The organism is Micromonospora sp. KLBMP9576 (assembly GCF_050941805.1).
Classification (GTDB): Bacteria; Actinomycetota; Actinomycetes; order Mycobacteriales; family Micromonosporaceae; genus Micromonospora.
The window spans coordinates 475,490-500,449 of the sequence record NZ_CP194567.1; the positions used below are offsets into that span (position 1 = coordinate 475,490).

Sequence of the window (24,960 nt, forward strand, 5' to 3'; positions counted from 1 at the left end):
CGCCCCCTCCCGGGAGGTCAGTCGACGGTGGGCAGCTTCGGGCCGAGGACGTCGTCGGCGTCGACGATCGTGTACGCGTAGCCCTGCTCGGCCAGGAAACGCTGCCGGTGGGCGGCGTACTCGGTGTCGATGGTGTCGCGGGAGACGACCGTGTAGAAGTGCGCCTGCCGGCCGTCGGCCTTCGGCCGCAGCACCCGGCCGAGCCGCTGCGCCTCCTCCTGTCGCGACCCGAACGTGCCCGACACCTGGATCGCCACGGCCGCCTCGGGCAGGTCGATGGAGAAGTTGCCGACCTTCGAGATCACCAGAGTCCGCACCTCCCCGGAGCGGAACGCGTCGAAGAGCCGCTCCCGCTCCTTGTTGGTGGTGGAGCCCTGCACGATCGGGGCGTCCAGGTATTCGCCGATCTGGTGGAGCTGGTCGATGTAGCCGCCGATGACGAGCACCTGGTCGTCGGGGTGGCGGTCCACGAGCGCGCGGACCACGGGCAGCTTCGTGCGGGCGGTCGCCGCCATCCGGTAACGCTCCTCCGCCTCCGCCGTCGCGTACGACATCCGCTCCGCGTCGGTGAGCGTCACGCGTACCTCGGTGCACTCGGCCGGGGCGATCCAGCCCTGCGACTCGATGTCCTTCCACGGCGCGTCGTACCGCTTCGGGCCGATCAGGCTGAACACGTCGCCCTCCCGGCCGTCCTCGCGGACCAGGGTGGCGGTCAGGCCCAGCCGGCGGCGGGCCTGGAGGTCCGCGGTGAAACGGAAGATCGGCGCGGGCAGCAGGTGCACCTCGTCGTAGACGACCAGGCCCCAGTCGCGGGCCCCGAAGAGGTCCAGGTGGGTGAACGCGCCGCCGCGCCGCGAGGTGAGCACCTGGTACGTGGCGATGGTGACCGGGCGGATCTCCTTGCGCTCGCCCGAGTACTCGCCGATCTCCTCCTCCGTCAGCGAGGTGCGGGCGATCAGCTCCCGCTTCCACTGCCGGCCGGCGACGGTGTTGGTGACGAGGATCAGGGTGGTCGCCTTCGCCTCGGCCATCGCCGCCGCCCCGACCAGCGTCTTGCCGGCGCCGCAGGGCAGCACCACGACGCCCGAGCCGCCGGCCCAGAACGCCTCCACGGCCTCCCGCTGGTACGACCGCAGCGTCCACGGCTTCCGGCCGTCCTTGCCGGCCTCCGCCAGCTCGATCTGGTGCGCCTCGCCGTCCACGTAGCCGGCCAGGTCCTCGGCCGGCCAGCCCAGCTTGAGCAGCGCCTGCTTGAGTCTGCCCCGCTCCGACGGGTGCACCGCGATCGTGTCGTCGTCGAGTTTCGCGCCGAGCATCCCGGCGAGCTTCTTGCTCTTGGCGACCTCGATCAGCACCAGCCGGTCGAGCGCCCGCAGCACCAGGCCGTGAGCGGGGTCGTTGGCGAGCTGGAGCCGGCCGTAGCGGTCCATCGTCTCCGCCACGTCCACCAGCAGCGCGTGCGGCACCGGGTAGCGGGAGTATTTGATCAGCGAGTCGACCACGGCCTCGGCGTCGTGGCCGGCGGCCCGCGCGTTCCACAGCCCCAGCGGGGTCAGCCGGTAGGTGTGGATGTGTTCCGGGGAGCGTTCCAGCTCGGCGAAGGGCGCGATGGCCATCCGGCATGCCTGGGAATCGGGGTGGTCGATCTCCAGCAGCAGGGTCTTGTCCGACTGCACGATCAGGGGTCCACCGCTCACGCCAGTGCCTCTCCTCCGCCTCGGGTCGTCGGCTGTCCGGCAGGCGACCGCCCGCCCCGGGCCGACCCACAAGTGTTGCACGCGGGCAGGGCGCCGCAGGAAAATTGGTCACCAGGAGCAACCGGAGCGGCACTCGCAACGTCTAGCAAAGAGGACACCTGCCAGGGAGGCGCCATGAAACAGGCCCGGATCACCACCCGGTTCGTCGCCCTGGCGGTGGTCACACTGGTCGGCGCCGGTGCGTGCACGTTCGATCCGCAGGCCGGCGGTGGTGGCGGCGGGGGACCCGCCGCGGCCGGGGCTGCGGAACGGGCAACGGGGGCGAGCGGCACGCCCGGGCCGGGCCGGCGGGCGCAGCCCGGCACGACGAAGGCGAAGCCGAAGGCCCGGCCGACGAAGCCGGCGCGGAACACGGCGGAGCCGACACCGGGCACGGCGAAGCCGACGAGCCCCGCGGCGAAGCCCACCGCTGCACCGAGGGCCGCCGGCTGCCCCCGGGGCGAGCACCAGCGCGAGGTGGAGGCGTTCCTCGCCCGGCTGGGCGGGTACGGGGCGGTGACCGTCGACGGCCGCCAGTCCGCCGCCGACTGCGCCGCCATCAAGAGGTTCCAGCAGCGGTACGACATCCGTCCCGCCCACGGCCGCGCCGGGCCCACCACCCACGACGTGGCGAAGCGGCTCGCCACCACCGACACGGCGCGCTGCCGGGCCGGTTCCGGCACCACCTTCTGCATCGACCTGACCCGGCAGACCACCTGGGTCATGCGCAACGGCAAGGTGCTCGTCAAGCCCACCGTGACCCGCACGGGCATGCCCGGCTACCGGACGCCCGCCGGCACGTTCAAGATCAACTATCGCAACGTGAAGGAATGGTCCGACCCGTACGAGGTGTGGCTGCCGTACTGGCAGCACTTCACCCAGGGGATGGGCTTCCACCAGACCACCACCTACCTGCACGAGAAGTCGATCGGCTCACACGGCTGCGTCAACCTGCTGCCCCGCGACGCCGTGCGCTACTGGGAACTGGGCAAGGTGGGCAGCAAGGTGGTGCTCGTCGGCCGCCGCCCCGGCACCTGACCCGGAGGGTGTCGCACATCCCGTCCGAATCCGGGTTTTCTCCCCTGTCACCTTCGGCTGCGGGATGACACGCTGGACGGCCAGGCGTCGAACCGGACGGGGAGGCTGGAGATGACGGTCGACCGTGAAGCGATCACGGAGCACAGTCCCGAGTTCAACCGGTCGCCCACCGAGGAGGTCTCCACCGCCACCGTGATCGCGTACGCGCTGGTGGCGGCCATGCTCTTCGGCTGGTTCCTCTTCGGTTGGCTGGTGCTCCAGCAGGGCTTCGTCGCTTCGATCGGCGAGGCGGCCGGCACCGGGTTCGCCCTCCTGCTGGTCGTCTCCGTCGTCGGGACCGTACGCCGCAGCCGGCGCTGACCGGGCCGCTCAGTCCTCCAGCACCGCCGCCGTGACCCGGTGCAGGGCGAAGGTGTGCAGCATCTCCGTCCGTTCGTCCTCGGCACGCAGGTAACCCGCCCCGATCGACACCGGCCGCACCAGCCGCGACGCGGTCGCCCCGTGCGCGTCGACGTACCCCACCCAGACCCGCGCCCGGTCCCGCACCGCCTGCTGGAGCACGGCCAGGGCGTCACTGTGCGGCGTCACCGGCGCCGGACCGGCACGCCCCGCCCCACCCCGCAGCACGTCCGACGCCCGCCGGGCCACCCGCGCCGCCGCGTCGCCACGCCGGATCTGCTCCACCACCCCGAGCAGCCGCGGCATGGAGAGCTTCGGGGTGCCCAGCGGGTCGACCGCCCGGGTGGTCACCGGCACCCGGGCCGGGGCACGCCGGGTCTTCGTACGGGCGAGCACAGTCGTCCCGCTCGCGTCCTCCGGCACCGGCGCGTACCCCGCGTCGCGCAGCTCCGTCAGCATCCGGCCAACCTGGTACGGCGTCGACAGCACCGTGGGCGCGAGCCGGCGCAGCGCCAGCGACGCCAACCGCCGGTCGGCGAGCACCTCCGTCAGCAACGCCTCGTCGTCGCTGCGCACGTACGCCCCGGCGGAGCCGACCCGCAGCCCCCCGTGCTTGCGGGCCACGTCGTCCACCAGGTACGTCAACCCCTGCGGCACCGGGGTACGCGAGCGCCGCCGGAACAGGGCGTGCAGGTCGTCGGCCGAGTAGCCGGCGTCCAGCGCCCGGCGCACGCTGGCCGGGGTGACCCGGTGCACACTCGCCCCACCGGCCGACTCGTGCTCCGCCACCACCTCCAACTCGGCGGCGAGCGCCTGATCGGGTGGGCCGGGCACCACGACGCTCAGGTCGGCCTGCACGAGGAAGTGGTCGACCGGGGCGGGCAGCAGCGCGTCCAGTGCGCGTACGGCGCCGGCCGCGTCGCCGCCGGCGGTGTCCGTCCGCAGCCCCAACGGGTCGTCCCCGCCCCGCTCGTCGGCGGCGGCCACGTCGGCGAGGAGCAGCCGCCCGTACGAGGTGAGCGCCCCCAGCCCCGTCACGCCCAGCGTGGCCGCCTCGGCCAGCACCTCGCGGTGCGCCGTCTCCCGCCCCCGGCTGCGCCGCGGCGCCCGCCAGTCGAGCAGGGCGAGCACCTCGTCGGCGGTGGGACCGGTGGCCGGTTCCAGGTCGGCGAGCACCTCGAGCACGGCCCGTCGGGTGGCCGGCGCCCCGGCCCGTTCCGCCTCGGCCGAGAGCACCGTGATCGGCCGGTCCCGGTCGTCGCGCTGCCCGACCAGGCCGGCCTGCCGGGTCATGCCCAGCCACGCCCGGGCGAGCTGCTCCCAGCGTTGCGCGAGCGTCCCGACCCGCCACACCTCGTACCCGGCGGTGGGCATGACCTGCTGATCCGCGCCGTAGCGGGTGGTGGTGGCCCCGGACAGGTCGACCTCGCCGATCAGCCCGCCCGCGTACGCCGTCTCCAGCAGCAGGGCCGCCGTCGGCTCGTCCACGCCGACGACCCGGGCCAGCCGGCGCAGGTCGCGCACGCCCAGGCCACCCGAGCGGAGCACCGGCGCCGGGTCGGCGGCGAGCTGCTCCAGCAGTGCCTCGGCGCGGCGTACCGCCTCCATGGTCTGCCCGGCCCCGGCCGAGTCGGCGGCCTTCGGTTCGCGCGGCGGGGTGACCACCGGCGGCGGGCTGCTGCGCAGCGGGCCCAGCGGGCCGGTGTCGCGGCGCAGCAGCAGGCCCACCTCCCGGGGCAGCTCGACGGTGCCCGTGGCGCCGGCCCGGACGCCGGTGACCGGCACCAGCAGGTGATGGTCGACGAGCCAGCGCACCGGCGAGCCGGTGGGTGCCCCGCCGTTGGTCGGATCCGGGGGGAGTTCGTCCTCGCCGCCGACCGGGGGCGCCTGCAACGCGCCCGGCGGCACGCTGCCGACCGGTGGCCCGGCGGCCAACCGGTCCAGGATCGCCCGGGCCGAGGGCGGCGCCGCGAGCAGCGTCCGCCGCAGTCGCGCCGGGTCCGCGCAGAGTTGCGCCGCCCGTGGGTCCAGCTCCGCCGCCGGTCGCCCCAGCCCCGCCGGGTACGGGGAGACCTCGTCGACGCTGGCCACCACGCGCAGGGCGTGCTCGGGGCCGTGGAGCAGGAAGAGCGCGCGCAGCCGGTCGATCGCGGCGCGGACGGTGGTGGGTGCGGGCGGGTGCGGGCCGGCGGTGGCCATGGCGAGCACCACGTCGACCGAGGTGGTGGCGTCGGCCGGGTCCCGGGTCAGCCGGGCGGCGTCCAGCATCAGCAGGGTGAACTGGTCCAGCGTGTCGAGCGCGCGGGCCACCGAGACCCGGGACTGGGCCCGGGTGGCCAGCGCGGAGACGTCGGCCGGCACCGGCACGACGAGGTCCGGCCGCAGCTGGAGCAGGGCGGCGAGCGACTCGTCGGGCAGCGACCGCAGGTGATCGGCGAGTGAGGTGGTCATCGTCGTTCCACGCTAGCCCGATCGGGGGGCCTCCCGCCCCTCGGACGTCCGGCTGAACCGGGGGCGGCGGGTAGGTTCTCCCGCATGGCAGCGCTCACGGTCGGCTTCGACCTCGACATGACCCTGGTCGACTCGCGTCCCGGCATCGCGGCGGCGTTCCGCGCGTTGACGGCTGAGACGGGGGTACACGTGGACGCGGAGGCCGCCGTGGCGCGGCTCGGTCCGCCGCTGCGCACCGAGATCGCCCGTTGGTTCCCGCCGGAGCAGGTCGACGCGGCCGTCCGGACGTACCGCGAGCTGTATCCGGCGTACGCGATCACGCCTGCCGTCGCGCTGCCCGGGGCCGCCGCCGCGATCGACGCGGTCCGCGAAGGCGGCGGCCGGGTGCTGGTGGTAACCGCCAAGTTGGGGCGCCTGGCCCGGCTGCACCTGGATCATCTCGGTCTGGTGGTTGACGAGGTGGCCGGCGACCTGTTCGCGGCGGAGAAGGCGACCGCCCTGCGGCAACACGGGGCGACCCACTACGTCGGCGATCATGTGGCCGACATGGTGGCGGCGGGCGCGGCGGAGGTGCCCGGCATCGCTGTCGCCACCGGCCCGTGCACCGCCGAGGAGTTGCGGGCGGCCGGCGCGGCGGTGGTGCTGGACGATCTCACCGGATTCCCGGAGGCACTGGCCGGCCTGACCCGGCTAGCCTTGGGACGGTAGACGTCTCAAAGCTCAAGCGAAGCAGGGGTTCTCAGGTGCCGACGGGTCGAGTGAAGTGGTTTGACACGGCCAAGGGATACGGATTCGTCACCAGCGACGAGGGCGGCGACGTGTTCCTGCCCAAGGGCGCGCTACCGGCGGGCGTCACGGAGCTCAAGGGCGGCCAACGGGTCGACTTCAGCGTGGTGGACAGCCGCCGGGGCGCGCAGGCGATGGGGGTCAAGCTGCTCGACGCGCCACCGTCGATGGCGGAGTTGCGGCGTCGGCCGGCGGAGGAGCTGCACGGCCTGGTCGAAGACATGATCAAGGTGCTGGAGGCGAAGATCCAGCCGGACCTGCGCCGGGGCCGCTTCCCGGACCGCAAGACGGCGCAGAAGGTCGCTCAGCTCGTCCACGCGGTCGCCAGCGAGCTGGAGGTCTGAGGCAGCAGCCCGGCGTCGGCGGCCCGGCCGAGCAGCGCCTTCACGGCGGCGAACCCCGCGTCCCCCAGGTCGGCGGTGAACTCGTTGACGTAGAGGCCGATGTGCCGGTCCACCACGTCGGGCTCCATCTCCTGCGCGTGCGCCAGCACGTACTTCCGGCTGGCGGCCGGGTCGGCCCAGGCCTGCCGGACCGACTCGCGGATCCACCCGGCGGCGGCCTCCGGGTCGACCGTGCCGCGCCGGGCCAGGATGGCGCCGAGGGGGATGGGCAGCCCGGTGTCGCCCTCCCACCACTCGCCGAGGTCGACGAGGGCGGTCAGGCCGTGCCGGCGATAGGTGAACCGGGCCTCGTGGATGACCAGCCCGGCGTCGTACCGGCCGGCCGCGACCCCCGGCATGATCTCGTGGAACGGCACGACCTCGATCCGCGCCGGGGGTCGTTCGGCCGCCCAGAGCCGGAAGAGCAGGTAGGCCGTGGTCCGGTCGCCCGGCACCGCCACGGTGGCACCACTCAGGTCGGCGCCGAGGGCGCGGCCGACGCCTGTGCCGGGGCCGACGCCTGTGCCCGGGCCGACGCCTGTGCCCCGGCCGACCTCCGTGGCCCGGTCGGGGTCGTCGCCGCCCCGGGTCAGCACCAGCGGGCCGCAGCCACGGCCGAGCGCCCCACCGCAGGGCAGCAGGTGATAGTCGTCCAGCAACCATGGCAGCGCCGCGTAGCTGACCTTGACCAGGTCGAACGCCCCCCGCTCGGCGGCCGTGTTGGTGACGTCCACGTCGGCGTACGTGACGTCGACCGGCGGGGCGCCGGACACGAGGCCGTGCACCAGGGCGTGGAAGACGAACGTGTCGTTGGGGCAGGGCGAGATCGCCAGCGAGAGCGCCACGCCCCCACCGTATCCCCGCGCTGTTCGGGTCGCCCGACCACACCAGCCTCGGTGTGACCTGGAGCCGTCCCGCCGAGCCGTCCCGCCCGCCCGCCGCCCGCCTGTCCGCCCGCCCGCCCGTCCACTCGTCTGCCCCTGCGCCACGGACCCCCGCCCGGCAGGGCGAGGCCCGCCCGCGCTGCCGGACGGACCTACCCGGCAGACGCTTTCGAGCTGATGTCGTAAACGATTCAGGTGGCGTGGTGCCCGCCAGCCACAGCCGATCCTCCTTACCCGCTGCCCCACTGCCGGCCAGGACCGGAAAGCGAAGACCGTGGGGGTCACGGTGGTGGCCTTGGACGTCCCGGTGGGCGCGTGCCGGCTCGAGCGACTGATGTCGTAGACGATTCAGCTCCAAAGCGTCCTGAAGAGGTCTCCTCTCGCTCCCGGCCGGGCGGTTTCCGCCGTCCGACGAGCCGGGGCGAAGGTCCGGGACGTCGCCGACGGCGTCCCTCATCCGGTGTTGTCCACAGGTTTATCCACAGGTGGCGGATGGTTGTTGAGAGCGCGGCGCGACGCCGGGAACATGGTTCTCGTGGCGGAGCCGACGGATGCCGTTGACCTTGGCGCGATTCTGCGGGCCCTGCGTCGCCGGGCGAGGCCCACGAGCGCAGCCCTCACCTGACGTACGGCGACGACCCGAGTGAGGAGCGCGAGGTCGTCATCGACGGTGTCCTCGTCGCCGGGAGGTGTCGACGGCTCGGCATCGGTCGCCGGCTGGTCGAACTGCTCGCGGACGAGATGGACCGCGCGGGCATCAGCACCGCCCACGCGATCGCCGAGTCCGGTGGGGTCGATCTGGTGCTCGCCTGCGGATACCGGCTGGAGGCGAGCCGTCCGTGGGCGCTTCGGCTCGACCGCCGGCCGGAGCGCACCGGGTGATCGTCGGACCCGGCGGGGAGGAGGCCTGGAGGCCGGGCCGGGCCGCCGGGTCAGGCCGGGCCAGGCCGGGTCAGGTCAGGGCGGCAGCGGCGGTGGCCAGGGCGGCGAGCGCCTCGCGCATGCGCCAGGCGTCGCGGTCGCGGGGGCCGACCGGGTTGGAGATGGTACGCAGTTCGGCGAACGGGACGCCGGCCTGCGCGGCGGCGACGGCCACGCCGTACCCCTCCATGGCCTCGGCGACCGCGTCGGGGTGCCGCCGGCGCAGGGCCTGGGTGCCGGCGGCGGTGCCGGTCACCGTGCTGACGGTCAGCACCGCGCCCACGGTTGCCGCCGGCAACGCCGCCCGTAGTCCGGCCAGCAGCCCCGGGTCGGCGGCGAGGGCGATGCCGCCGCCGAGCCACTGCGGGGGCATGCCCAGCTCGTCCACCGGTAGGAAACCCTCCGGTGAGTCGGCACCCAGGTCGGCGGCGACGGACACGGAGCCCAGCACCGTCGCGCCGACCTCCGCCCGGCCGGCGAAGCCGCCCGCGACGCCGGCGCTGACCACACCTCGGTACGGGCGCCCGGCCGCCTCGGCGAGCACCAGCAGCCGGGCGGTCGCGGCGGCGGCCACGGCCGGCCCGACGCCCACCGGCAGCACCGTGGTCCTCGACGGGTCAGTGAGGCCCGCGCGGACCGCCTCGGCCTCGGCGGGCACCGCCGTGAGTACCAACAGACCCGTCACGACAAGGGCCCCTTCGATTCCCGCCGGGTCTCGTCGTCCGCGCCGCTGGGCCCGCCGACGGACGACGAGGGCCGGTAGACGTGGTAGCCGGGCGGGGCCAGGGTCGGGTCGTCCAGCGGGGAGCTGCCCTGCGCCGGGGCCGGCGATACGGGCGCCACCCCGGTCTCGGGGCTGACCTCGGCGGCGAGGCTCGCCTCGGGGCCGACCGTGCGGCCGGCGGGCTCCGGGTCGGGGGCGGCCGTCTCGTCGGCCAGTTCGTCGTCGCCGAGCGGGCGCCCGGCCAGACGCTCGGCGCGCAGGCGGCCCGCCACCACCACGCCCCGGACGGCGGCCAACGTGCCCGCCCCGGCGACGACGGCGATGCCGACCCGGCCGTCGAAGGGTACGAGCCCCAGCCCGCCCCCGGCGACGAACGCGAGCATCAGCGCCGTCTCCGAGTGGGCGAAGGAACTGGCCCGCAGCCGTTCCGGGATGCGTTCCTGGATCGAGGCGTCCACTGTCAGCTTGGCGACGCCGCTGCCCAGGGCCGCCACCAGGCAGAGCAGGGCGACCATCGGCAGCGAGAACAGCAACGCGGCGAGGACACCCACCCCACCGACGATGATCATGCCGCTGGACTGGATGGCGACGGGTCGGTGGATGCGCAGCCGGGTGCCGATCGCGGTGGCGAGGAAGGTGCCCACCGCCAGCGCCGCGCCGACGAGGCCCAGCGCCCCCTCGTCGCCCAGGTCCCGGCCGAAGACGACGGTGGTCAGGTCGCCGGCCTTGATCGCGAAGGCCAGGAAGAGCAGCAGGAAGCCGTACACCGCGCGTAGCGTCGCGGCGCCGATCAGGGTGGCGATGACGAGCCGCCCGGCCGGTCGGCCCCGGCCCAACGGGCGGTCGCCGGTGCGCCGGCCGAACGCCCGCAGGGGTCGGGGCACCCGCTCCGGCGGCTCGGAGTCGGCCTTCGGCGGCAGCCGCAGGGAGATCACCATGCCGACCAGGAAGATGACCGACGCGACCCGCAACGGCCACTGCGGCCCGAACCAGAAGGCGGCCAGCCCGATCGGGGCGACCAGGGCGCCGGCCACCGTGCCGTAGACGCTGGCCCGGGCGCCCACCTGGGAGAGCCCGAGCCCTTCCGGTAGCAGCCGTGGCACGGCCGCCGAGCGGGCCACCCCGTACGCGCGGGAGAGCGCGAGCACGCCGAAGGCCGCCGGGTAGAGGCCGAAACCGTGGATGTAGTCGGAGATCAGCCAGGCCAGGAAGGCCCGGCCGAGCATGGTGGCGGCCAACGCGTACCGGCGGCCGTGGCGGAAGTGGTCGAGCAGCGGGCCCACCACCGGGGCGAGCATGGCGAACGGCACCATGGTCACCAGCAGGTAGAGGGCGACCTTGCTGCGGGCCTCGCCGAGCGGGACGTTGAAGAAGATCGTCCCGGCCAGGCCGATGGCGATCAGCGTGTCGCCGGCGCAGGAGACCGCGTGCAGATCGAAGAGGCGGATCATGCCGACCTCGCCCCCGGCGCCCTTCGTGCGGGCCCGGCCCGCGCGGCGGGTCATCCAGCGCCCACCGCTGACCGAGCCACGGAACAGCAGGCGGACGGCCTTGACGCCGGTGCCGACGGTCCGCCCGAGCAGGGACCGCTCGGGGCGGGAAAACAGCGGCATGCCCACCATCCTGACCCATTCGCGACGTCCTCGCCGCACCACTGTCTCAGAACGTCTCGGCGGGTGCCTGTCGGTCGGCGGTACCCATGGGGAACAATGGTCTGGTGACCAGGCCCGTCTCCGCCCGCGCCGCTCGTCTCGACCAGGTCTGCGCCGCCGCCGTCGAGGTGGCACGTGACGCCATCACCGAGGTCGAGGCCTCGGACATCGGCGATCACCTGCAGGCCGTGGCGGAGGGCGACCGGCTCGTCACCCACTACTTCGAGTGTCGGCTCGCCGGCTACCGGGGCTGGCGGTGGGCGGTCACCGTGACCCGGGTGCCGCGCAGCCGGCAGGTCACCATCTGCGAGACGGTGCTGCTGCCCGGCCCCGACGCGATGCTCGCGCCCGGGTGGCTGCCGTGGCAGGAGCGGCTCCAGCCGGGCGACCTCGGCCCCGGCGACCTGCTGCCCACCGCACCGGACGACGACCGGCTCCAGCCCGGTTACCTGCTCTCCGACGACCCGGCGGTCGAGGAGACCGCCTGGGAGCTCGGTCTGGGCCGGCCCCGGGTGCTCTCCCGGGAGGGGCGCGCCGACGCCGCGCAACGCTGGTACGACGGCGACCACGGCCCGTCCGCCCCGATCTCGACCGCCGCCCCCACCGCCGCCCGCTGCGGGACCTGCGGCTTCTACCTTCCGCTCGCGGGTGCCCTGCGGCAGGCCTTCGGCGCCTGTGGCAACTTCTACGCCCCCGACGACGGCCGGGTGGTCAGCGCCGACCACGGCTGCGGGGCACATTCGGAGACCATGATCGAGGCGGCCGAGAGCCAGGTCGACGAGTTGCCGACGATCTACGACGACAGTGCGGTCGAGCCCGTGGCGGTCAGCGGGGCGTCGGGTTCCGTCGAGGCCGCCGAGCCGGTGGAGCCGTACGTCCATCCCTGACGCACGCAGCCGCACGTCCACCCCTGGCGCGCCCGGTGGGGCGCTGCCCTGGCGGGCCGGCGTCGACGCGGGTCAGTGGTGGGCGCGGCGGCGGCGCCGGTTGGCATCGTGCCGCATCATCACGGCCAGACCGGGGAACCCCCACAGGAAACCGGCCAGGCAGGTCCACAGCCAGTCCTGGTGATCGTGCGCGGTCAGCCAGTCGCGGAAGACGAGCAGCACCAGCCCGGCGAGCGCCCAGGCGGCCATCCCGGCGAGTGCGAACGGCACCATCGGCGGGTCGAGCGGGTCGGGCCGCGGTGGCTGCTGCTTCGGCACGCGGCAAGCGTACGCGATCAACTTTTCCTGCTGGCCGCTGATCTGCGACGATGCGCGCGACAAACGGAAGATCACCTGCGAGGACCCGATGAAAGCAGCGTCACCCGAGAACGGCACTCCGCCCGATTCCGCCTACCCCCGCAACGGTTTCGACAGGTACTTCGAGATCTCCGCCCGAGGCTCGACGGTGAGCCGCGAGGTACGCGGCGGTCTGGCGACCTTCTTCACGATGGCGTACATCGTGGTGCTCAACCCGCTCATCCTCGGCAGTGCCCTCGACGGCGACGACCAGCGGCTCCCCATCCCCGCGCTCGCCGCCGCCACCGCCCTGGTCGCCGGCCTGATGACCATCCTGATGGGCGTGGTCGGCCGGTTCCCGCTGGCGCTGGCCGCGGGCCTCGGCGTCAACGCGCTCGTCGCGTACGAGATCGCCCCGGAGATGACCTGGGCGGACGCCATGGGCCTCGTGGTGATCGAGGGTGTGATCATCGCGGTGCTGGTGCTGACGGGCCTGCGTACGGCGGTGTTCCGTTCGGTGCCGACGCAGCTCAAGACGGCGATCGGCGTCGGCATCGGCCTCTTCCTGACCATCATCGGCCTGGTCGACGCCGGTTTCGTCCGGCGGGTGCCGGACTCGGACAACACCACGGTTCCCGTCGGGCTGGGCATCGACGGCAGCGTGGGTAGCTGGCCCATGCTGGTCTTCGTGGTGGGCCTGCTGCTCACCGTGGTGCTGCTGGTGCGCAAGGTCCGGGGCGCGATCCTGATCGGCATCCTCGCCTCCACGGTGCTGGCGATCGTCGTGGAGGCGGTGGCGAACATCGGGCCGTCCGTCGTCGACGGGAAGCCGAACCCGAAGGGCTGGGCGCTGAACGTGCCCGAGCTGCCCAAGAGCTGGGTGGACCTGCCGGACCTGTCGCTGCTCGGCAAGTTCAACGTGTTCGACTCGTGGGGCCGGGCCGGCTGGGTCGTCGTCCTGATGTTCGTGTTCACCCTGTTGATCACGGACTTCTTCGACACCATGGGCACGATGGTCGCGGTCGGCCAGGAGGGGAACATGCTCGACGAGCGGGGCACGCCGCCGCGGGCGAAGGAGATCCTGCTGGTCGACTCGATCGCGGCGGCGGCCGGCGGCATGGCGAGCACGTCGAGCAACACGTCGTACACCGAGAGCGCCGCCGGTGTGGCGGAGGGCGCCCGTACGGGTGTGGCCAGCCTGGTCACCGGCGCGATGTTCCTGCTGGCGATGTTCGTGGCGCCGCTGGTGCTCGTGGTGCCGTTCGAGGCGGCGTCCACCGCGCTGGTGGTGGTGGGCTTCCTGATGATGACCGCGGTGCGCACGATCGACTGGTCGGACTACGAGATCGCGCTCCCGGCGTTCCTCACGATCGTGCTGATGCCCTTCACGTACTCGATCTCGAACGGCATCGGCGCCGGCCTCATCTCGTACGTGGTGGTGAAGCTCGCCAAGGGCAAGGCCCGGGAGATCCACCCGCTGCTGTACGGGGTGGCCGCCCTGTTCGTGCTCTACTTCCTGCGCGGGCCGATCGAGTCCGTGGTGCTGTGATCACGCCCCGCTCCGGGCCGGGCCGGCAGGTCGGGTACCCGGCCCGGAGCGGGACGAACTTCTCGTGAGCATGGTCATACCGCACCTCCTACGCCAGGCTAATTAGTTAGGCTAACTATCGTGACGGAGCGGACGGTGACGGCGAAACGCGTGCCACCGGCGCAGTTGGCACCCCAGCTGCGGGATGCGATAACCCGACTCAACCGGCGGGTCCGCCAGGCCCGACCGGTCGGCGACCTCACGGTCACCCAGCTCTCCGCGCTCACCAGCCTCCGGCTGGCGGGCGCGCTGACGCCCCGGGAACTGGCCGACGCGGAGCGGGTGCAGCCACCGACGATGACCAAGATCGTCGCGAAGTTGGAGGAGCGCGGCCTCGTGCAGCGGACCCCCCATCCGACCGACGGCCGGCAGGTCATCCTGGCGGCGACCGAGGGTGGACGGGCGGTGCTCGACCAGTTCGAGCGGGTCCGTGACGAGTGGCTGGCCCGCCGACTGACCGAGCTGACCGAAGCCGAGCGGGACACCCTGCGGCAGGCGGCCGAGATCCTTCAGCAGGTCGCCCGCGCCTGACCCGCGCGTCGTGCCCGCGCCGTCCGACGTCGATGACGCGTACGACCGCGAGGAGGCACACGAAGAGTGCAGGCGAAGCTGAGCACGATGTTCCAGTCCCTACAGGTCCGCAACTACCGGCTCTTCGCATCCGGGCAGCTGATCAAGCTGATCGGCGTCTGGATGATGTTCATCGCCCAGGACTGGCTGGTCCTCGAGCTCACCGACAACTCCGCCACCGCCCTCGGGGTGGTGACCGCGCTCCAGTTCACCCCGGTGCTGCTGCTCACCCTGCTCTCCGGGCGACTCGCGGACCGCTACGACAAGCGGATGCTGCTCTTCGTCGCGAACGCGTTCTGGACGGTGCTCGCGCTCGGCATGAGCCTGCTCGTCATCACCGGCATGGTGCAGCTCTGGCACGTCTTCACCTTCGCCGCCCTGCTCGGCGTCGCCAACGCCGTGGAGACCCCCGTCCGGCAGGCGTTCGTCTCCGAGCTGGTCGGCACGTCGCTGCTGCCGAACGCCCTGTCGCTGAACGCGGCGGTGTTCAACTCCGCCCGGATCGTCGGCCCCGCCGTCGCCGGCCTGGCCATCGCCGCCTTCGACGTCGGCCCGGTCTTCCTGTTCACCGCGGTCAGCTCCATCGCCCCACTGGTCACCGTGATCCGCATGCGCCCCGCCGACCTCTACCGGGAAGCACTGCCACCGCGCGACGAGCGGGCCTCGGCCAAGGTGATCGACGGGCTGCGCTACGTCTGGCGCCGGCCCGACCTGCTGCTGCCCATGGCGATCATGTCGGTGATCGGTATGTCGCTGTTCAACTTCCAGCTCACCCTCGCCGCGCTGGCCAAGACCGTGTTCAAGACCGGGGCGGCCTCGTTCGGACTGTTCAGCACCGCGCTGGCCGTCGGGGCGCTCGTCGGGGCGCTCGCCGGTACCGGGCGGCGCAGCCGCCCGTCGGTCTGGCTGGTGCTCGGCGCGGCGGTCGGCTGCGCCGGCTTCGGCACGCTGGTGGGGCTCGCCCCCGCGTACTGGATGGTGGTGACGCTGCTGCTGCCCACCGGCTTCTTCATGGTGTTCTTCGCCCAGGCGGCCAACCAGCGGGTCCAGCTCGGCACGGACGCCGCCTTCCGCGGCCGGGTGATGGCCCTGTGGGTGCTGGTCTTCCTCGGCACCAACCCGGTCGGGGCGCCGCTCATCGGCTGGGTCGCCGAAACCTACGGCGCCGGCGCCAGCATCTGGATCGGCGGCCTGCTCTCGCTGGCCACCGCCCTGATCGCGCTCGCCTGGCAGCTACGCCGCTCCGGCGCCCGGTTGCGTTTCCGCGTGCTGCCCATGCCGCGCTTCTACGTGGTCTCCCCGGACTGCTGAACGTTCCCGCCGTCCCGGAAACGTCCGGTCGGTCCCGACCGCGCCGCCGGGGATGCCACGAAAGCGGTGGCGACCCGGCGGGAGGTGGCTTAGCGTCGATACGTGGAGCTCGGACGCGCGCTACTGCTGATCCTGGCCTTCGTCGCCGTGGCCAGCCTGCCGGCGGCCATCGCTGTGGTGTTCTGTGCCGACGAGATCATCGACCGGGTGGCCTGCCGGTATGCCGAGTGGCGTGAACGCCGGCGGGAACGGCGCACCATCGCCCGGCTGGACCGGGCCGTCGAGGCCGACGTGCTCACCCGCGACATCGACCTCACCGCCCTCGACCGGCCCGACCGGCGCCCGCTGGAGGAACTCGCCGCCGACCTGCGCCGCCTGCGCGGCCAGCGGGTCGGGGCCGAGGCACGCCAGCCCGTCTGGCACGGCATGGTCCTCCAGGCGTACGACGACCGGCTCCGGCTGGCCTGCCGGGCCCTCGGGATCACCGAACACCTGACCGAGCTGGTGGGAGTCGACCTGGCGCTGGAACGGATCCGGGTGGAGGGCCTGCTGCACGCCGCCGGGCTGACCCTGCCGGCCGCGCGGGCCGAGCACCGCCAGCGTCACCGCTGAGGGGGCGGGGGATGCGGCTCTTCGTCGCGGTGTATCCGCCGCCCGGGGCGGTCGCGCACCTCGGCGCCCGGGTGGCCCGGCTGCGTACCGGCGCGGCGGCCGCCGCCGGGATCGACGTCCGGCTCGCCGACCCGGCCGACGCCCACGTCACACTCGCCTTCCTCGGCGACGTCGAGGCGGACCGGCTGGTCGCCGTGGAGAGCGCGCTCGGGCTCGCCGCCGAATCGTTCCGGGCCGGCCGGGCGGCGGCGCCCCTGCTCCGGCTGGCCGGCGGCGGACGGTTCGGGCGGGGCCGGTGCACGGTGCTCTGGGTCGACCTGCGGGGCGAGGTGGAGCCCCTCCTGGCGTTGGCCGGGCTGATCCGATCCCGGCTGCGCCACGCCCGCCTGCCGTACGACGAGAAGCCGTTCCGTGCGCACCTGACCATCGCCCGCCCCGGCGACCGGATGTCCCCGCCCGACGTGGCGGCCGACGTGGCCGCCCTCGACGACTACGAGGGCCCGCGGTGGCCGGCCGCCGAGCTGGTGCTCGTACGCAGCCGGACCGGGCCCCGCCGCAGCCACGACCGCCTGGCCGCCTGGCCCCTCTGACCGGCGCGGCCTACCAGGCCCACGCCTCCGGACCCGGACCGCCGTTGCCGACGGGTGGGAAGAGTTCGTCCAGGCGAGCGAGGGTGCTCTCGTCGAAGGCGACGGTGAGGGCGCCCAGGGAACGGTCGAGCTGCTCGGTGGTGCGCGGCCCGATGATCGGGGCGGTCACCCCCGGCCGGGACAGCAGCCAGCCGAGGGCCACGTCCGCCGGGTCGTGACCGAGGTCCCCGCAGAGTTTCTCGTACGCCTCGATGGTCGGCCGGTGCTCGGCGAGCGCGTCGGCGGAACGGCCGCTGGCCCCGCGCGCGGCCCCGCCCTCGGCCATCTTGCGCAGCACGCCGGCGAGCAGCCCGCCGTGCAGCGGCGACCAGGGGATGATGCCCAGCCCGTGGTGCTGCGCGGCCGGTACCACCTCCAACTCGACATACCGGGTCATCAGGTTGTAGATGCACTGCTCGGAGACGAGGCCGAGGAAGTGGCGCCTCCCCGCCGCCTCCTGCGCCACCGACAGGTGCCAGCCGGCGAAGTTGGACGACCCGACGTAGAGGACCTTGCCCTGGGCGACCAGGGTCTCCATGGCCTGCCAGATCTCCTCCCACGGCGTGGCCCGGGAGACGTGGTGCATCTGGTACAGGTCGATGGTGTCGGTCCGCAGGCGGCGCAGCGAGGCCTCGCAGGCCCGGACGATGTGGCGGGCGGAGAGGCCCTGCTCGTTGGGCCAGTCGCCCATCTTGCCGTAGACCTTCGTGGCCAGCACGACCTTCTCCCGCCGGCCGCCGCCCTGGGCGAACCAGCGTCCGATGATCTGCTCGGTGATCCCCTCGCCGGTCTGCCAGCCGTAGACGTCGGCGGTGTCGAAGAAGTTGATCCCGTGTTCGAGGGCCCGGTCCATGATCGCGAAGCTGTCCGGCTCGGTGGTCTGCGGCCCGAAGTTCATCGTGCCCAGGCAGAGGCGGCTGACGGACAGGCCGGTGCGGCCGAGGTTCGTGTAGTCCATCAGGTCACCCTGCCACGGCGGCACCGCGTGCGCCCGGCATCGACCCCGACGACGGTTGGCCGTCGGGGTCGAGCGGTCAGGAGGACTCGCGGGCTGCCGGCCCGCTGCCGAAGAGCACGTCGTCCCAGCTCGGCAGGCGTTTGCGCGGCTTGCCGTTGGCGTCGGTCGACTCGCCGGACGCTGCCGCCGGCGCGCCCGTGCGCCGGGGCCGGAGCACCGCCAGTGACGGCACGGCCGGCACCTCCTTGGGCGCGTCCGAATCGTCGTCGAACGCGGAACCCTGACCGCCACCGAGCAGCGCCGCCGCCCCGCCGCCGACCGGCCGCTGGCGTGGCGCGTCCGGCCCGGCGAGGGCCGCCGGGGTGCGCGGTTCCAGCCCGCGACCCGACGTCGAGCCGAGTGGACGGTCGAGGGAGGCGAGCAGGGCGTCCCGCCCGGCCCGGATCGGATCGCGGCCGGGCCGGCCGTGCTCCGCCGCCGCCGGCAGGCCGTGCCCGCCCCGGCTCGGCTCGCCGCGCGAGGGGCCGGGCAGCGCGTGGCCGCCCCGCTCCGGTGGCTCCTGGCCGAGGATCGGGGTGGGGCGTTCGGCGCAGAGGTATTGCGCCATGTCGTCGTGCGGGGCGACCGCCTGGCGGGTCTTGTCGAGATTCCAGATGGCCTGCGCGGTCGCCTTGCCCGAGGGCCAGGTCGCCACGATCCGCCAGGTGCCGTCGTCGCGGCGCCACGCGTCCCAGGAGATCTTCTCGGTGTCGATGCCGTGCTGGGCCAGCCGGCCGTTGACCACCTCGGCGAGCGGGGTGGGCTTCTCCGCGCCCTTCAGCCGGGTGCGCCGGGCGTGCTGGGCGAGCATGGCCCGCTCCTGGAGCACCGGGCCGGCGTAACGCAGCACCCGGTCGACCGGCACGCCGGCGATCCGGGCGACGTCCTCAGCGGACTCGCCGGAGCGGATCTTGGCCTGGATGTCCCGAGGGGAGAGTGAGGGCACCGGGTCGACGCCGGCACCGGGGGCCACCGCGAGCGGCGGGGCGCCGGGCTCGGCATGCAACGCGCCGGCGATGCGCTCGTCGATGGGCAGGGCGAGCAGTCGCCCGACCTCGTCGGCGAGGACCATCGCCTGGCCGTCCTCCGAGAGGGCGACGAAGCGTACTGGGCGCATGCGTTGCCTCCGTCCCGCTTCGCTGGCCGTCACGCCACGAGCCGGCCACCCGGGCGTCCTCGCACCACCGTACGCGTATCTGCCCACAGGTGGGGGATGCGACACCCGCAAGTCGCGACTGAGCTGCGGCGATGATCACGGTCGGTGGCCGGGGACGCGCCCACCGGCCACCGACCGTGACGGCGATCAGAGCCGCTCGACCACGTAGTCGATCGACGCGGTCAGGGCCTCGACATCCGCCGGCTCGACGGCCGGGAAGAGCGCGACGCGAAGCTGGTTGCGGCCCAGCTTCCGGTACGGCTCGGTGTCCACGATGCCGTTCGCGCGCAGCACCCCGGCGATCGCGGCGGCGTCGACGGAATCGGCGAAGTCGATGGTGGCGACCACGTTGGAGCGCAGCGCCGGGTCGGTGACGAACGGCGTCGCCACGTCGGAGCGCTCCGCCCAGCCGTACACGGTCGCGGCGCTCTCGGCCGTCCGCTTGGCCGCCCAGGCCAGCCCGCCCTGGGAGTTCATCCAGTCGGTCTGCTCGGCGGCCAGGAAGATGGTGGCCAGGGCCGGGGTGTTGTAGGTCTGCTCGAGCCGCGAGTTGTCGATCGCCGTGACCAGGTCGAGGAAGGCCGGGATGTAGCGGCCGGACGCCTTGATCTCGCCGGCGCGCTCCAGGGCCGCCGGGGACATCAGGGCCAGCCACAGGCCGCCGTCGGAGCCGAAGCACTTCTGCGGGGCGAAGTAGTAGACGTCGGTGTCGCCGACGTTGACGTCGAGGCCGCCGGCGCCCGAGGTGGCGTCGACCAGCAGCAGCGAGCCGGGGTCGGTGCCGGGCACCCGGCTGATCGGCACCGCGACACCCGTCGAGGTCTCGTTGTGCGGGGTGGCGTAGACGTCCACCCCGGCCTCCGCGACCAGGGTGGGGGCGCTACCGGCCGCCGACTTGCGGATGGTCGGCTCACCGAGGAACGGGGCGTCCCTGACGGACTTCGCGAACTTCGCGCCGAACTCGCCGAAGCTGGCGAACTGGGCCCGGTCCCGGACCAGGCCGAACGTCGCGACCTCCCAGAACGCCGTGGTGCCGCCGTTGCCCAGCACCACCTCGTAGCCCTCGGGAAGGGAGAAGAAGTCGGCCATGCCGCGGCGCAGCCGGGCGACCTGGTCGCGGACGGTGCGCTGCCGGTGCGAGGTGCCCAGGTAGCTGGTCGCCACCTCGGCGAGGGCGGAGACCGCCGCCGGACGGACCTTGGACGGCCCGCAGCCGAACCTTCCGTCGGCGGGCTTGAGGTCGTCGGGAATCCGGATGGTCGGTGCGTCAGCCACGGTTGTCGAGATCCTTCCGCAGGGGCGAGAACGGGCCCGGTGTTCAGGCGGGCGCGGATCGACGGCGGACGCGCGCCGAGGCGCACGACGTGGCCGGGACCCGGGCCCGGTCCGGCGACACTGCCGGCCCTCATCCTCGCACCCGGGCCGGCCGCCCCGGCCGCTGGTCCCACGCCCGGTGGTGAGGCGTCCACCACACGGCGTGCCGCCCACGACGCGGATCGATGGCCGCGTGGCGGGCGGTTGCGGCGGGCCGCAGACACGCGATCCCCCGCCCGGCGGACCGGGCGGGGGATCGCGGTGCGGGCGTACGTCCTCAGACGCCGTGGGGGATGGCCGTCCAGCCCTCGACGTCGCTGGGCTTGCGGGTGCCCGGGCCCATGTAGTGGGCCGACGGGCGGACCAGCCGCTGGAGCTTCTTCTGCTCCAGAATGTGCGCGCTCCAGCCGCCCATCCGGGCGCAGGTGAACATGGACGTGAACATGTGCGCCGGCACCTCGGCGAAGTCCAGCACCACGGCCGACCAGAACTCGACGTTTGTGGCGAGAACCCGGTCCGGCCGGCGGGCCTGGAGCTCGGCCAGGGCGGCGCGCTCCAGCGCCTCGGCGATCTCGAAGCGCGGCGCGCCCAGCTCCTTGGCGGTGCGACGGAGCACCCGGGCGCGCGGGTCCTCGGCCCGGTAGACGCGGTGGCCGAAGCCCATCAGCCGCTCGCCGCGGTCGAGGACGCCCTTGACGTATCCCTCGGCGTCGCCGCTGCGCTCGACGGCCTCCAGCATGCTCAGCACGCGCGACGGTGCGCCGCCGTGCAGCGGCCCCGAGAGGGCGCCGATGCCGGAGGAGATGCAGGCCGCGGCGTCGGCACCGGTGGAGGCGACGATCCGGGCGGTGAAGGTGGAGGCGTTCAGGCCGTGCTCGGCGGCCGAGATGAAGTATGCGTCGACGGCCTTGACGTGCCGCGGGTCCGGCTCGCCCCGCCAGCGCTTCATGAAGCGCTCGACGATGGTGGAGGCCTTGTCGATCTCCTTCTGCGGCACCGCCGGCAGGCCCAGGCCGCGCGCCGACTGGGCGACGAACGACAGCGCGGTGACCGACACCCGGGCGAGGTCCTCGCGGGCCTGCTCGTCGGAGATGTCCAGCAGCTGGTCGAGACCCCAGTACGGGGCCAGCATCGCCACGGCCGACTGCACGTCGACCCGGATGTCGCCGGAGTGCACCGGCACCGGGAACGGCTCCGCCGGCGGCAGACCCGGGCCGAACCGCCCGTCGACCAGCAGCGCCCACACGTTGCCGAAGGACACCTGGCCGATCAGATCCTCGATGTCGACACCGCGATAGCGCAGCGCCCCGCCCGCACGGTCGGGTTCGGCGATCTCGGTCTCGAAGGCCACGACGCCCTCGAGTCCGGGTTTGAAATCGGCCATGTCGCTCTCCTGGATCTGCTCGTGCGCCCGCCCGGGGCTTCGGTCCCGGCCCCGGCCGGGCGAGCGCCTTAGGCGACCCTCAGGGATGTGTTCGTGACATCTTGCCTGCTGGGTAACCGAATTTGCGACCCAGAGCGACTGTGCCGCACGCGACATCCCCGCCCACTCGCGTCCGGGCGGCGTCGGTGAAACTGTGCGCTACGGGCTGGCCTGCGCCGCAGGGGGTGCGCCGGGCGGGCGAGGAGGAGAGGGAAAGTGACGGGGGACACAGTCCGGCCGGCGGGGATGCGTAACGAGTACGCCCCCGAGCTGGGCCTTTCCGAGACGGACCTGGCGGCCGACTGGCACGAGCAGTTCGCCCGGTGGTTCGCCGACGCGGTCGCCGCGCGGCTGCCCGAACCGAACGCGATGGTGTTCGGCACCGCCGACGCCGCGGGCCGCCCGAGCGCGCGGACCGTGCTGCTGAAGGGGTACGACGCCGAGGGCTTCGTGCTCTTCACCAACTACGGGTCCCGTAAGGGCGCCGACGCGTCCGCCAACCCGTACGCGAGCCTCGTCTTCCCCTGGTTCCCGATGCACCGGCAGGTGGTGGTGGCCGGTCGGGTGGAGCGGGTCGACCGGGCGGAGACGGAGGCGTACTTCGCCAGCCGGCCGCGCGGCTCCCAGCTCGGCGCCTGGGCCAGCGCGCAGTCCCGCGTCATTCCGGACCGGGCCGTGCTGGACGAGGCGTACGGGGCGGTGGCGCGGCGGTTCGCCGGGACCGACCCGATCCCCGCCCCGCCGCACTGGGGCGGGCTGCGGGTGCGGCCGGAGTCGGTGGAGTTCTGGCAGGGCCGGACCAGCCGGCTGCACGACCGGCTGCGGTTCCGGCTCACCGGGGCCGGGCGGTGGGCCGTGGAGCGGTTGGCGCCGTGACCCGGATCGAGAACGCCCGGGCGTCGCGGCTGCGCCGGTTCGCGATCGACCTGAGCCCGCTGGCGGCGCCCGCGTACCGGCGGATGTGGCTGGGCAACGGCATCGCGATGTTCGGCATCCAGCTCACCGCGGTCGCCGTGCCGGTGGAGATGTACGCGCTGACGGAGAGCTCGCTCTGGGTCGGCCTGATCGGGATCGCGGCGTTCCTGCCGCTGCTGGTCTTCGGGTTGTGGGGCGGCGCGGTGGCCGACGCGCACGACCGGCGCAAGGTGCTGCTGGCGACGGCGGCGGTGCTCTGGGTCGCCACGGCCGGCCTGGCGGTGCAGGCGGCGCTCGGGATCGGCAGCCCGGTGCTGCTGCTCGTGCTGGTGGCGGTGCAGTCGATCGCCTTCGCGATCAGCTCGCCCACCCGCAACGCGATCCTGCCCCGGCTGGTGCCGGCGGAGCTGGTGCCGGCGGCGAGCACGCTGAACTTCACCACCCACACCGCCGCCTCGGTCTTCGGCCCGCTGGTCGCCGGCCTGATCTTCGCCTGGTGGGGCACCGACGTCGGCCTGCCGATCGCGTACGCGGCCGACGCGGTGCTCTTCACGGTCGCCGTCTGGGCGACCGCGAAGCTGCCGGCCATGCCGCCGGAGCCGGACCCGGACGGGGCGGGCGCCCCGCGGCGGGCCGGACTGGGCAGCATCGTCGACGGGCTGCGCTACCTGACGACCACGCCGGTGCTGCTGCTCTCCTTCGTCATCGACCTGATCGCGATGGTGCTGGCGATGCCCCGGGCGCTCTTTCCCGAGATCGCGGAGCAACGGTTCGGCGGCGGTGCGGCGGTCGGCTGGCTCTACAGCGCGATCGCGGCGGGCGCGATGCTCGGCGGGCTGACCTCCGGCTGGATCGGCCGGCTGCGCCGGCAGGGCCTGGTGCTGGTGGTGGCGGTGGTCGGCTGGGGGCTGGCGGTGGCGGCGGCCGGGTTGGCCGGTCAGCTCTGGCTGATGGTGCTGCTGCTGGCGGTGGCCGGGGCGGCGGACCTGGTCAGCGCGGTGCTGCGGCAGTCGATGCTGCTGGTCTACGCGCCCGACCGGATGCGCGGGCGGTTGATGGGCGTCAACACGGTGGTCATCGCCGGCGGGCCGCGCCTGGGCGACCTGCGGGCCGGCGCGGTGGCGGCCGGATTCGGCGGCGGCGTCGCCTGGGTCGGCGGCGGGCTGCTCTCGGCGGCGCTCGCGGTGCTGCTCGCGGTGGCGTTCCCGGTGCTGCTGCGCTACCGGGCGGCGGCGACCTCCGCCGGTGGTGACCGGGCGTGACGGGCCCGATCGGGGTGAGCGACGGCGGGGGCACCCGTTAGGGTCGCCCGCATGGACATCCCCGACCAGCGTCCCCCCTCGGGCACGCAGTGGACCATTTCCGCCGCCGGCCACGAGGCCGTCATCGTGGAGGTGGGCGGCGGGATCCGGACGTACCGGGTCGACGGGACCGACCGGCTCGACGGGTACGACGCCGACGAGCTCTGCCCCGGCTGCGCGGGGCAGGTGCTGGCCCCCTGGCCGAACCGGATCCGCGACGGCCAGTACACCTTCGGCGACCAGTCGTTGCAGCTCACGCTCAGCGAGCCGGAGCGGGGCGTGGCCATCCACGGGCTGGTCAACTGGGTGCCGTGGCGGTTGGTCGACTCCTCGCCCGACGCGGTGACAGTCGGCTACGACCTGCCCCCGCAGCCGGGCTACCCGTGGCCGCTGCGGCTGCGCACCCGCTGGAGCGTCGGCCCGGACGGGCTGCGCGCGGAGCACGAGGCGACGAACCTCGGCACCGGGGCCGCGCCGTTCGGTCTCGCCGTGCACCCCTACCTGCGGGTGCCCGGGGTGGCGGTGGACGACCTGTCGTTGCGGCTGCCGGCCCGCACCCGGTTGCAGGTGGACGGGCGGCTGCTGCCGGTGGGGGGCACCCCGGTCGCCGGCACCGAGTACGACTGGACGAGCCCCCGCCGCATCGGCGACGCCCGCCTCGACCTCACCTTCGGCGACGTGATCCCCGATGACGACGGCGGCTCGGTGGTGAGCCTGGTCGGCCCGGACGGCGCGGCGGGCGTCCGGATCTGGGCGGATCGGGAGTTCGGCTGGTGGCAGGTGTTTACCGGCGACGCCCTGCCGGGCGAGCGGCGGCGCCGCTCCGTGGCGGTGGAGCCGATGACCTGCCCGCCGGACGCGTTCCGCTCGGGCCGGGACGTGATCACCCTGGAGCCGGGCGTGACCTGGCGGGGTGTCTGGGGCGTACGGCCGGTGGCCTGAGCGGG

Annotated in this window: 24 protein-coding genes; 14 read left to right on the plus strand and 10 right to left on the minus strand. The window is 73.9% G+C overall.

Annotated elements, in window-relative coordinates; genetic code table 11:
* Positions 1 to 17 precede the first annotated feature (17 nt).
* Positions 18 to 1,697 carry a DNA repair helicase XPB gene (locus ACQ452_RS02315; RefSeq protein ID WP_433389368.1) on the minus strand — a complete coding sequence of 560 codons (1,680 nt, stop codon included), beginning with the start codon at positions 1,695 to 1,697 and terminating at the stop codon, positions 18 to 20.
* Positions 1,698 to 1,871: 174 nt separating this feature from the next.
* On the opposite strand from ACQ452_RS02315, the gene ACQ452_RS02320 reads away from it, so the two are divergent.
* Together ACQ452_RS02320 and ACQ452_RS02325 are read left to right on the plus strand one after the other, a co-directional pair.
* Complete coding sequence (locus ACQ452_RS02320) at positions 1,872 to 2,774, plus strand: L,D-transpeptidase family protein (RefSeq protein ID WP_433389369.1); 903 nt, start codon at positions 1,872 to 1,874, stop codon at positions 2,772 to 2,774.
* Between the two features lie 111 nt (positions 2,775 to 2,885).
* Positions 2,886 to 3,134: a hypothetical protein gene (locus ACQ452_RS02325; RefSeq protein ID WP_433389370.1), complete on the plus strand. Its 249-nt coding sequence runs from the start codon at positions 2,886 to 2,888 to the stop codon at positions 3,132 to 3,134.
* A gap of 9 nt (positions 3,135 to 3,143) precedes the next feature.
* Here the strand turns inward: ACQ452_RS02325 and ACQ452_RS02330 are convergent, their stop codons facing one another.
* Positions 3,144 to 5,624, minus strand: a complete 2,481-nt coding sequence (locus ACQ452_RS02330; RefSeq protein ID WP_433389371.1) for a helicase-associated domain-containing protein — start codon at positions 5,622 to 5,624, stop codon at positions 3,144 to 3,146.
* 84 nt (positions 5,625 to 5,708) lie between these two features.
* Between ACQ452_RS02330 and ACQ452_RS02335 the strand changes: the two genes are divergently transcribed.
* Together ACQ452_RS02335 and ACQ452_RS02340 are read left to right on the plus strand one after the other, a co-directional pair.
* Complete coding sequence (locus ACQ452_RS02335; protein ID WP_433389372.1) at positions 5,709 to 6,332, plus strand: HAD family hydrolase; 624 nt, start codon at positions 5,709 to 5,711, stop codon at positions 6,330 to 6,332.
* Between the two features lie 35 nt (positions 6,333 to 6,367).
* Positions 6,368 to 6,754 (plus strand): cold-shock protein, encoded by a 387-nt coding sequence (locus tag ACQ452_RS02340; protein WP_433389373.1) that lies wholly within the window; start codon positions 6,368 to 6,370, stop codon positions 6,752 to 6,754.
* Here ACQ452_RS02340 and ACQ452_RS02345 read toward each other — a convergent pair.
* Entirely contained in the window at positions 6,715 to 7,638 is a 924-nt protein-coding gene (locus ACQ452_RS02345; RefSeq protein WP_433389374.1) for a 1,4-dihydroxy-6-naphthoate synthase, read from the minus strand. The genes ACQ452_RS02340 and ACQ452_RS02345 overlap by 40 nt on opposite strands.
* Before the next feature lie 780 nt (positions 7,639 to 8,418).
* Between ACQ452_RS02345 and ACQ452_RS02350 the strand changes: the two genes are divergently transcribed.
* Positions 8,419 to 8,559 (plus strand): hypothetical protein, encoded by a 141-nt coding sequence (locus ACQ452_RS02350; protein ID WP_433389375.1) that lies wholly within the window; start codon positions 8,419 to 8,421, stop codon positions 8,557 to 8,559.
* A 70-nt stretch (positions 8,560 to 8,629) separates the two neighbouring features.
* Here ACQ452_RS02350 and ACQ452_RS02355 read toward each other — a convergent pair whose 3' ends face one another.
* Entirely contained in the window at positions 8,630 to 9,283 is a 654-nt protein-coding gene (locus tag ACQ452_RS02355; RefSeq protein ID WP_433389376.1) for a futalosine hydrolase, read from the minus strand.
* Entirely contained in the window at positions 9,280 to 10,935 is a 1,656-nt protein-coding gene (locus tag ACQ452_RS02360) for an MFS transporter (RefSeq protein WP_433389377.1), read from the minus strand. Before ACQ452_RS02360 ends, ACQ452_RS02355 begins: the two co-directional genes overlap by 4 nt.
* 86 nt (positions 10,936 to 11,021) lie before the next feature.
* Here ACQ452_RS02360 and ACQ452_RS02365 point away from each other — a divergent pair, with 86 nt between their 5' ends.
* Positions 11,022 to 11,861, plus strand: coding sequence for a DUF3027 domain-containing protein (locus tag ACQ452_RS02365; RefSeq protein ID WP_433389378.1), 840 nt, complete (start codon positions 11,022 to 11,024; stop codon positions 11,859 to 11,861).
* Positions 11,862 to 11,933: 72 nt separating this feature from the next.
* On the opposite strand, the gene ACQ452_RS02370 is transcribed toward ACQ452_RS02365, so the two are convergent.
* A complete protein-coding gene (locus ACQ452_RS02370; RefSeq protein ID WP_433389379.1) occupies positions 11,934 to 12,179 on the minus strand; it encodes a DUF2530 domain-containing protein in 246 nt (81 codons plus the stop codon).
* Between the two features lie 88 nt (positions 12,180 to 12,267).
* Between ACQ452_RS02370 and ACQ452_RS02375 the strand changes: the two genes are divergently transcribed.
* The 5 genes from ACQ452_RS02375 (at position 12,268) to thpR (ending at position 16,868) form a co-directional block, all read left to right on the plus strand.
* The gene (locus ACQ452_RS02375; RefSeq protein WP_433389380.1) at positions 12,268 to 13,746 is read left to right on the plus strand and encodes an NCS2 family permease; all 1,479 of its coding nucleotides are present in this window, start codon (positions 12,268 to 12,270) and stop codon (positions 13,744 to 13,746) included.
* 120 nt (positions 13,747 to 13,866) lie between these two features.
* Positions 13,867 to 14,316, plus strand: coding sequence for a MarR family winged helix-turn-helix transcriptional regulator (locus ACQ452_RS02380; protein WP_433389381.1), 450 nt, complete (start codon positions 13,867 to 13,869; stop codon positions 14,314 to 14,316).
* A 66-nt stretch (positions 14,317 to 14,382) separates the two neighbouring features.
* Positions 14,383 to 15,666 carry an MFS transporter gene (locus ACQ452_RS02385; RefSeq protein WP_433389382.1) on the plus strand — a complete coding sequence of 428 codons (1,284 nt, stop codon included), beginning with the start codon at positions 14,383 to 14,385 and terminating at the stop codon, positions 15,664 to 15,666.
* A gap of 102 nt (positions 15,667 to 15,768) precedes the next feature.
* Positions 15,769 to 16,278, plus strand: a complete 510-nt coding sequence (locus ACQ452_RS02390; protein ID WP_433389383.1) for a hypothetical protein — start codon at positions 15,769 to 15,771, stop codon at positions 16,276 to 16,278.
* An 11-nt stretch (positions 16,279 to 16,289) separates the two neighbouring features.
* Positions 16,290 to 16,868, plus strand: a complete 579-nt coding sequence (thpR, locus tag ACQ452_RS02395; RefSeq protein ID WP_433389384.1) for an RNA 2',3'-cyclic phosphodiesterase — start codon at positions 16,290 to 16,292, stop codon at positions 16,866 to 16,868.
* A gap of 10 nt (positions 16,869 to 16,878) precedes the next feature.
* On the opposite strand, the gene ACQ452_RS02400 is transcribed toward thpR, so the two are convergent.
* From ACQ452_RS02400 to ACQ452_RS02415, 4 genes are all read right to left on the minus strand, one after another.
* Positions 16,879 to 17,865, minus strand: coding sequence for an aldo/keto reductase (locus ACQ452_RS02400; protein ID WP_433389385.1), 987 nt, complete (start codon positions 17,863 to 17,865; stop codon positions 16,879 to 16,881).
* 76 nt (positions 17,866 to 17,941) lie between these two features.
* Positions 17,942 to 19,021 carry a septation protein SepH gene (gene sepH, locus ACQ452_RS02405; RefSeq protein ID WP_433389386.1) on the minus strand — a complete coding sequence of 360 codons (1,080 nt, stop codon included), beginning with the start codon at positions 19,019 to 19,021 and terminating at the stop codon, positions 17,942 to 17,944.
* Positions 19,022 to 19,207: 186 nt separating this feature from the next.
* Complete coding sequence (gene serC / locus ACQ452_RS02410) at positions 19,208 to 20,335, minus strand: phosphoserine transaminase (protein WP_433389387.1); 1,128 nt, start codon at positions 20,333 to 20,335, stop codon at positions 19,208 to 19,210.
* Positions 20,336 to 20,651: 316 nt separating this feature from the next.
* A complete protein-coding gene (locus tag ACQ452_RS02415; protein ID WP_433389388.1) occupies positions 20,652 to 21,758 on the minus strand; it encodes a citrate synthase 2 in 1,107 nt (368 codons plus the stop codon).
* A 285-nt stretch (positions 21,759 to 22,043) separates the two neighbouring features.
* On the opposite strand from ACQ452_RS02415, the gene pdxH reads away from it, so the two are divergent.
* The 3 genes from pdxH to ACQ452_RS02430 are packed head-to-tail and all read left to right on the plus strand — an operon-like array spanning position 22,044 to position 24,955.
* Positions 22,044 to 22,673: a pyridoxamine 5'-phosphate oxidase gene (gene pdxH / locus ACQ452_RS02420; RefSeq protein ID WP_433393945.1), complete on the plus strand. Its 630-nt coding sequence runs from the start codon at positions 22,044 to 22,046 to the stop codon at positions 22,671 to 22,673.
* A gap of 5 nt (positions 22,674 to 22,678) precedes the next feature.
* Complete coding sequence (locus ACQ452_RS02425; RefSeq protein ID WP_433393947.1) at positions 22,679 to 23,974, plus strand: MFS transporter; 1,296 nt, start codon at positions 22,679 to 22,681, stop codon at positions 23,972 to 23,974.
* A gap of 51 nt (positions 23,975 to 24,025) precedes the next feature.
* A complete protein-coding gene (locus ACQ452_RS02430) occupies positions 24,026 to 24,955 on the plus strand; it encodes an aldose 1-epimerase family protein (protein ID WP_433389389.1) in 930 nt (309 codons plus the stop codon).
* The last annotated feature ends 5 nt before the right edge of the window (positions 24,956 to 24,960 follow it).

Coding starts and splice junctions, on each gene's coding strand:
- ACQ452_RS02320 (WP_433389369.1), top strand. CDS start 1,872: ATGAAACAGGCCCGGATCACCACCCGGTTCGTCGCCCTGGCGGTGGTC.
- ACQ452_RS02325 (WP_433389370.1), top strand. CDS start 2,886: ATGACGGTCGACCGTGAAGCGATCACGGAGCACAGTCCCGAGTTCAAC.
- ACQ452_RS02330 (WP_433389371.1), bottom strand. CDS start 5,624: ATGACCACCTCACTCGCCGATCACCTGCGGTCGCTGCCCGACGAGTCG.
- pdxH (WP_433393945.1), top strand. CDS start 22,044: ATGCGTAACGAGTACGCCCCCGAGCTGGGCCTTTCCGAGACGGACCTG.
- ACQ452_RS02350 (WP_433389375.1), top strand. CDS start 8,419: ATGGACCGCGCGGGCATCAGCACCGCCCACGCGATCGCCGAGTCCGGT.
- ACQ452_RS02375 (WP_433389380.1), top strand. CDS start 12,268: ATGAAAGCAGCGTCACCCGAGAACGGCACTCCGCCCGATTCCGCCTAC.
- ACQ452_RS02365 (WP_433389378.1), top strand. CDS start 11,022: ATGGGGAACAATGGTCTGGTGACCAGGCCCGTCTCCGCCCGCGCCGCT.
- ACQ452_RS02360 (WP_433389377.1), bottom strand. CDS start 10,935: ATGCCGCTGTTTTCCCGCCCCGAGCGGTCCCTGCTCGGGCGGACCGTC.
- ACQ452_RS02430 (WP_433389389.1), top strand. CDS start 24,026: ATGGACATCCCCGACCAGCGTCCCCCCTCGGGCACGCAGTGGACCATT.
- ACQ452_RS02335 (WP_433389372.1), top strand. CDS start 5,709: ATGGCAGCGCTCACGGTCGGCTTCGACCTCGACATGACCCTGGTCGAC.
- ACQ452_RS02415 (WP_433389388.1), bottom strand. CDS start 21,758: ATGGCCGATTTCAAACCCGGACTCGAGGGCGTCGTGGCCTTCGAGACC.
- thpR (WP_433389384.1), top strand. CDS start 16,290: ATGCGGCTCTTCGTCGCGGTGTATCCGCCGCCCGGGGCGGTCGCGCAC.
- sepH (WP_433389386.1), bottom strand. CDS start 19,021: ATGCGCCCAGTACGCTTCGTCGCCCTCTCGGAGGACGGCCAGGCGATG.
- ACQ452_RS02400 (WP_433389385.1), bottom strand. CDS start 17,865: ATGGACTACACGAACCTCGGCCGCACCGGCCTGTCCGTCAGCCGCCTC.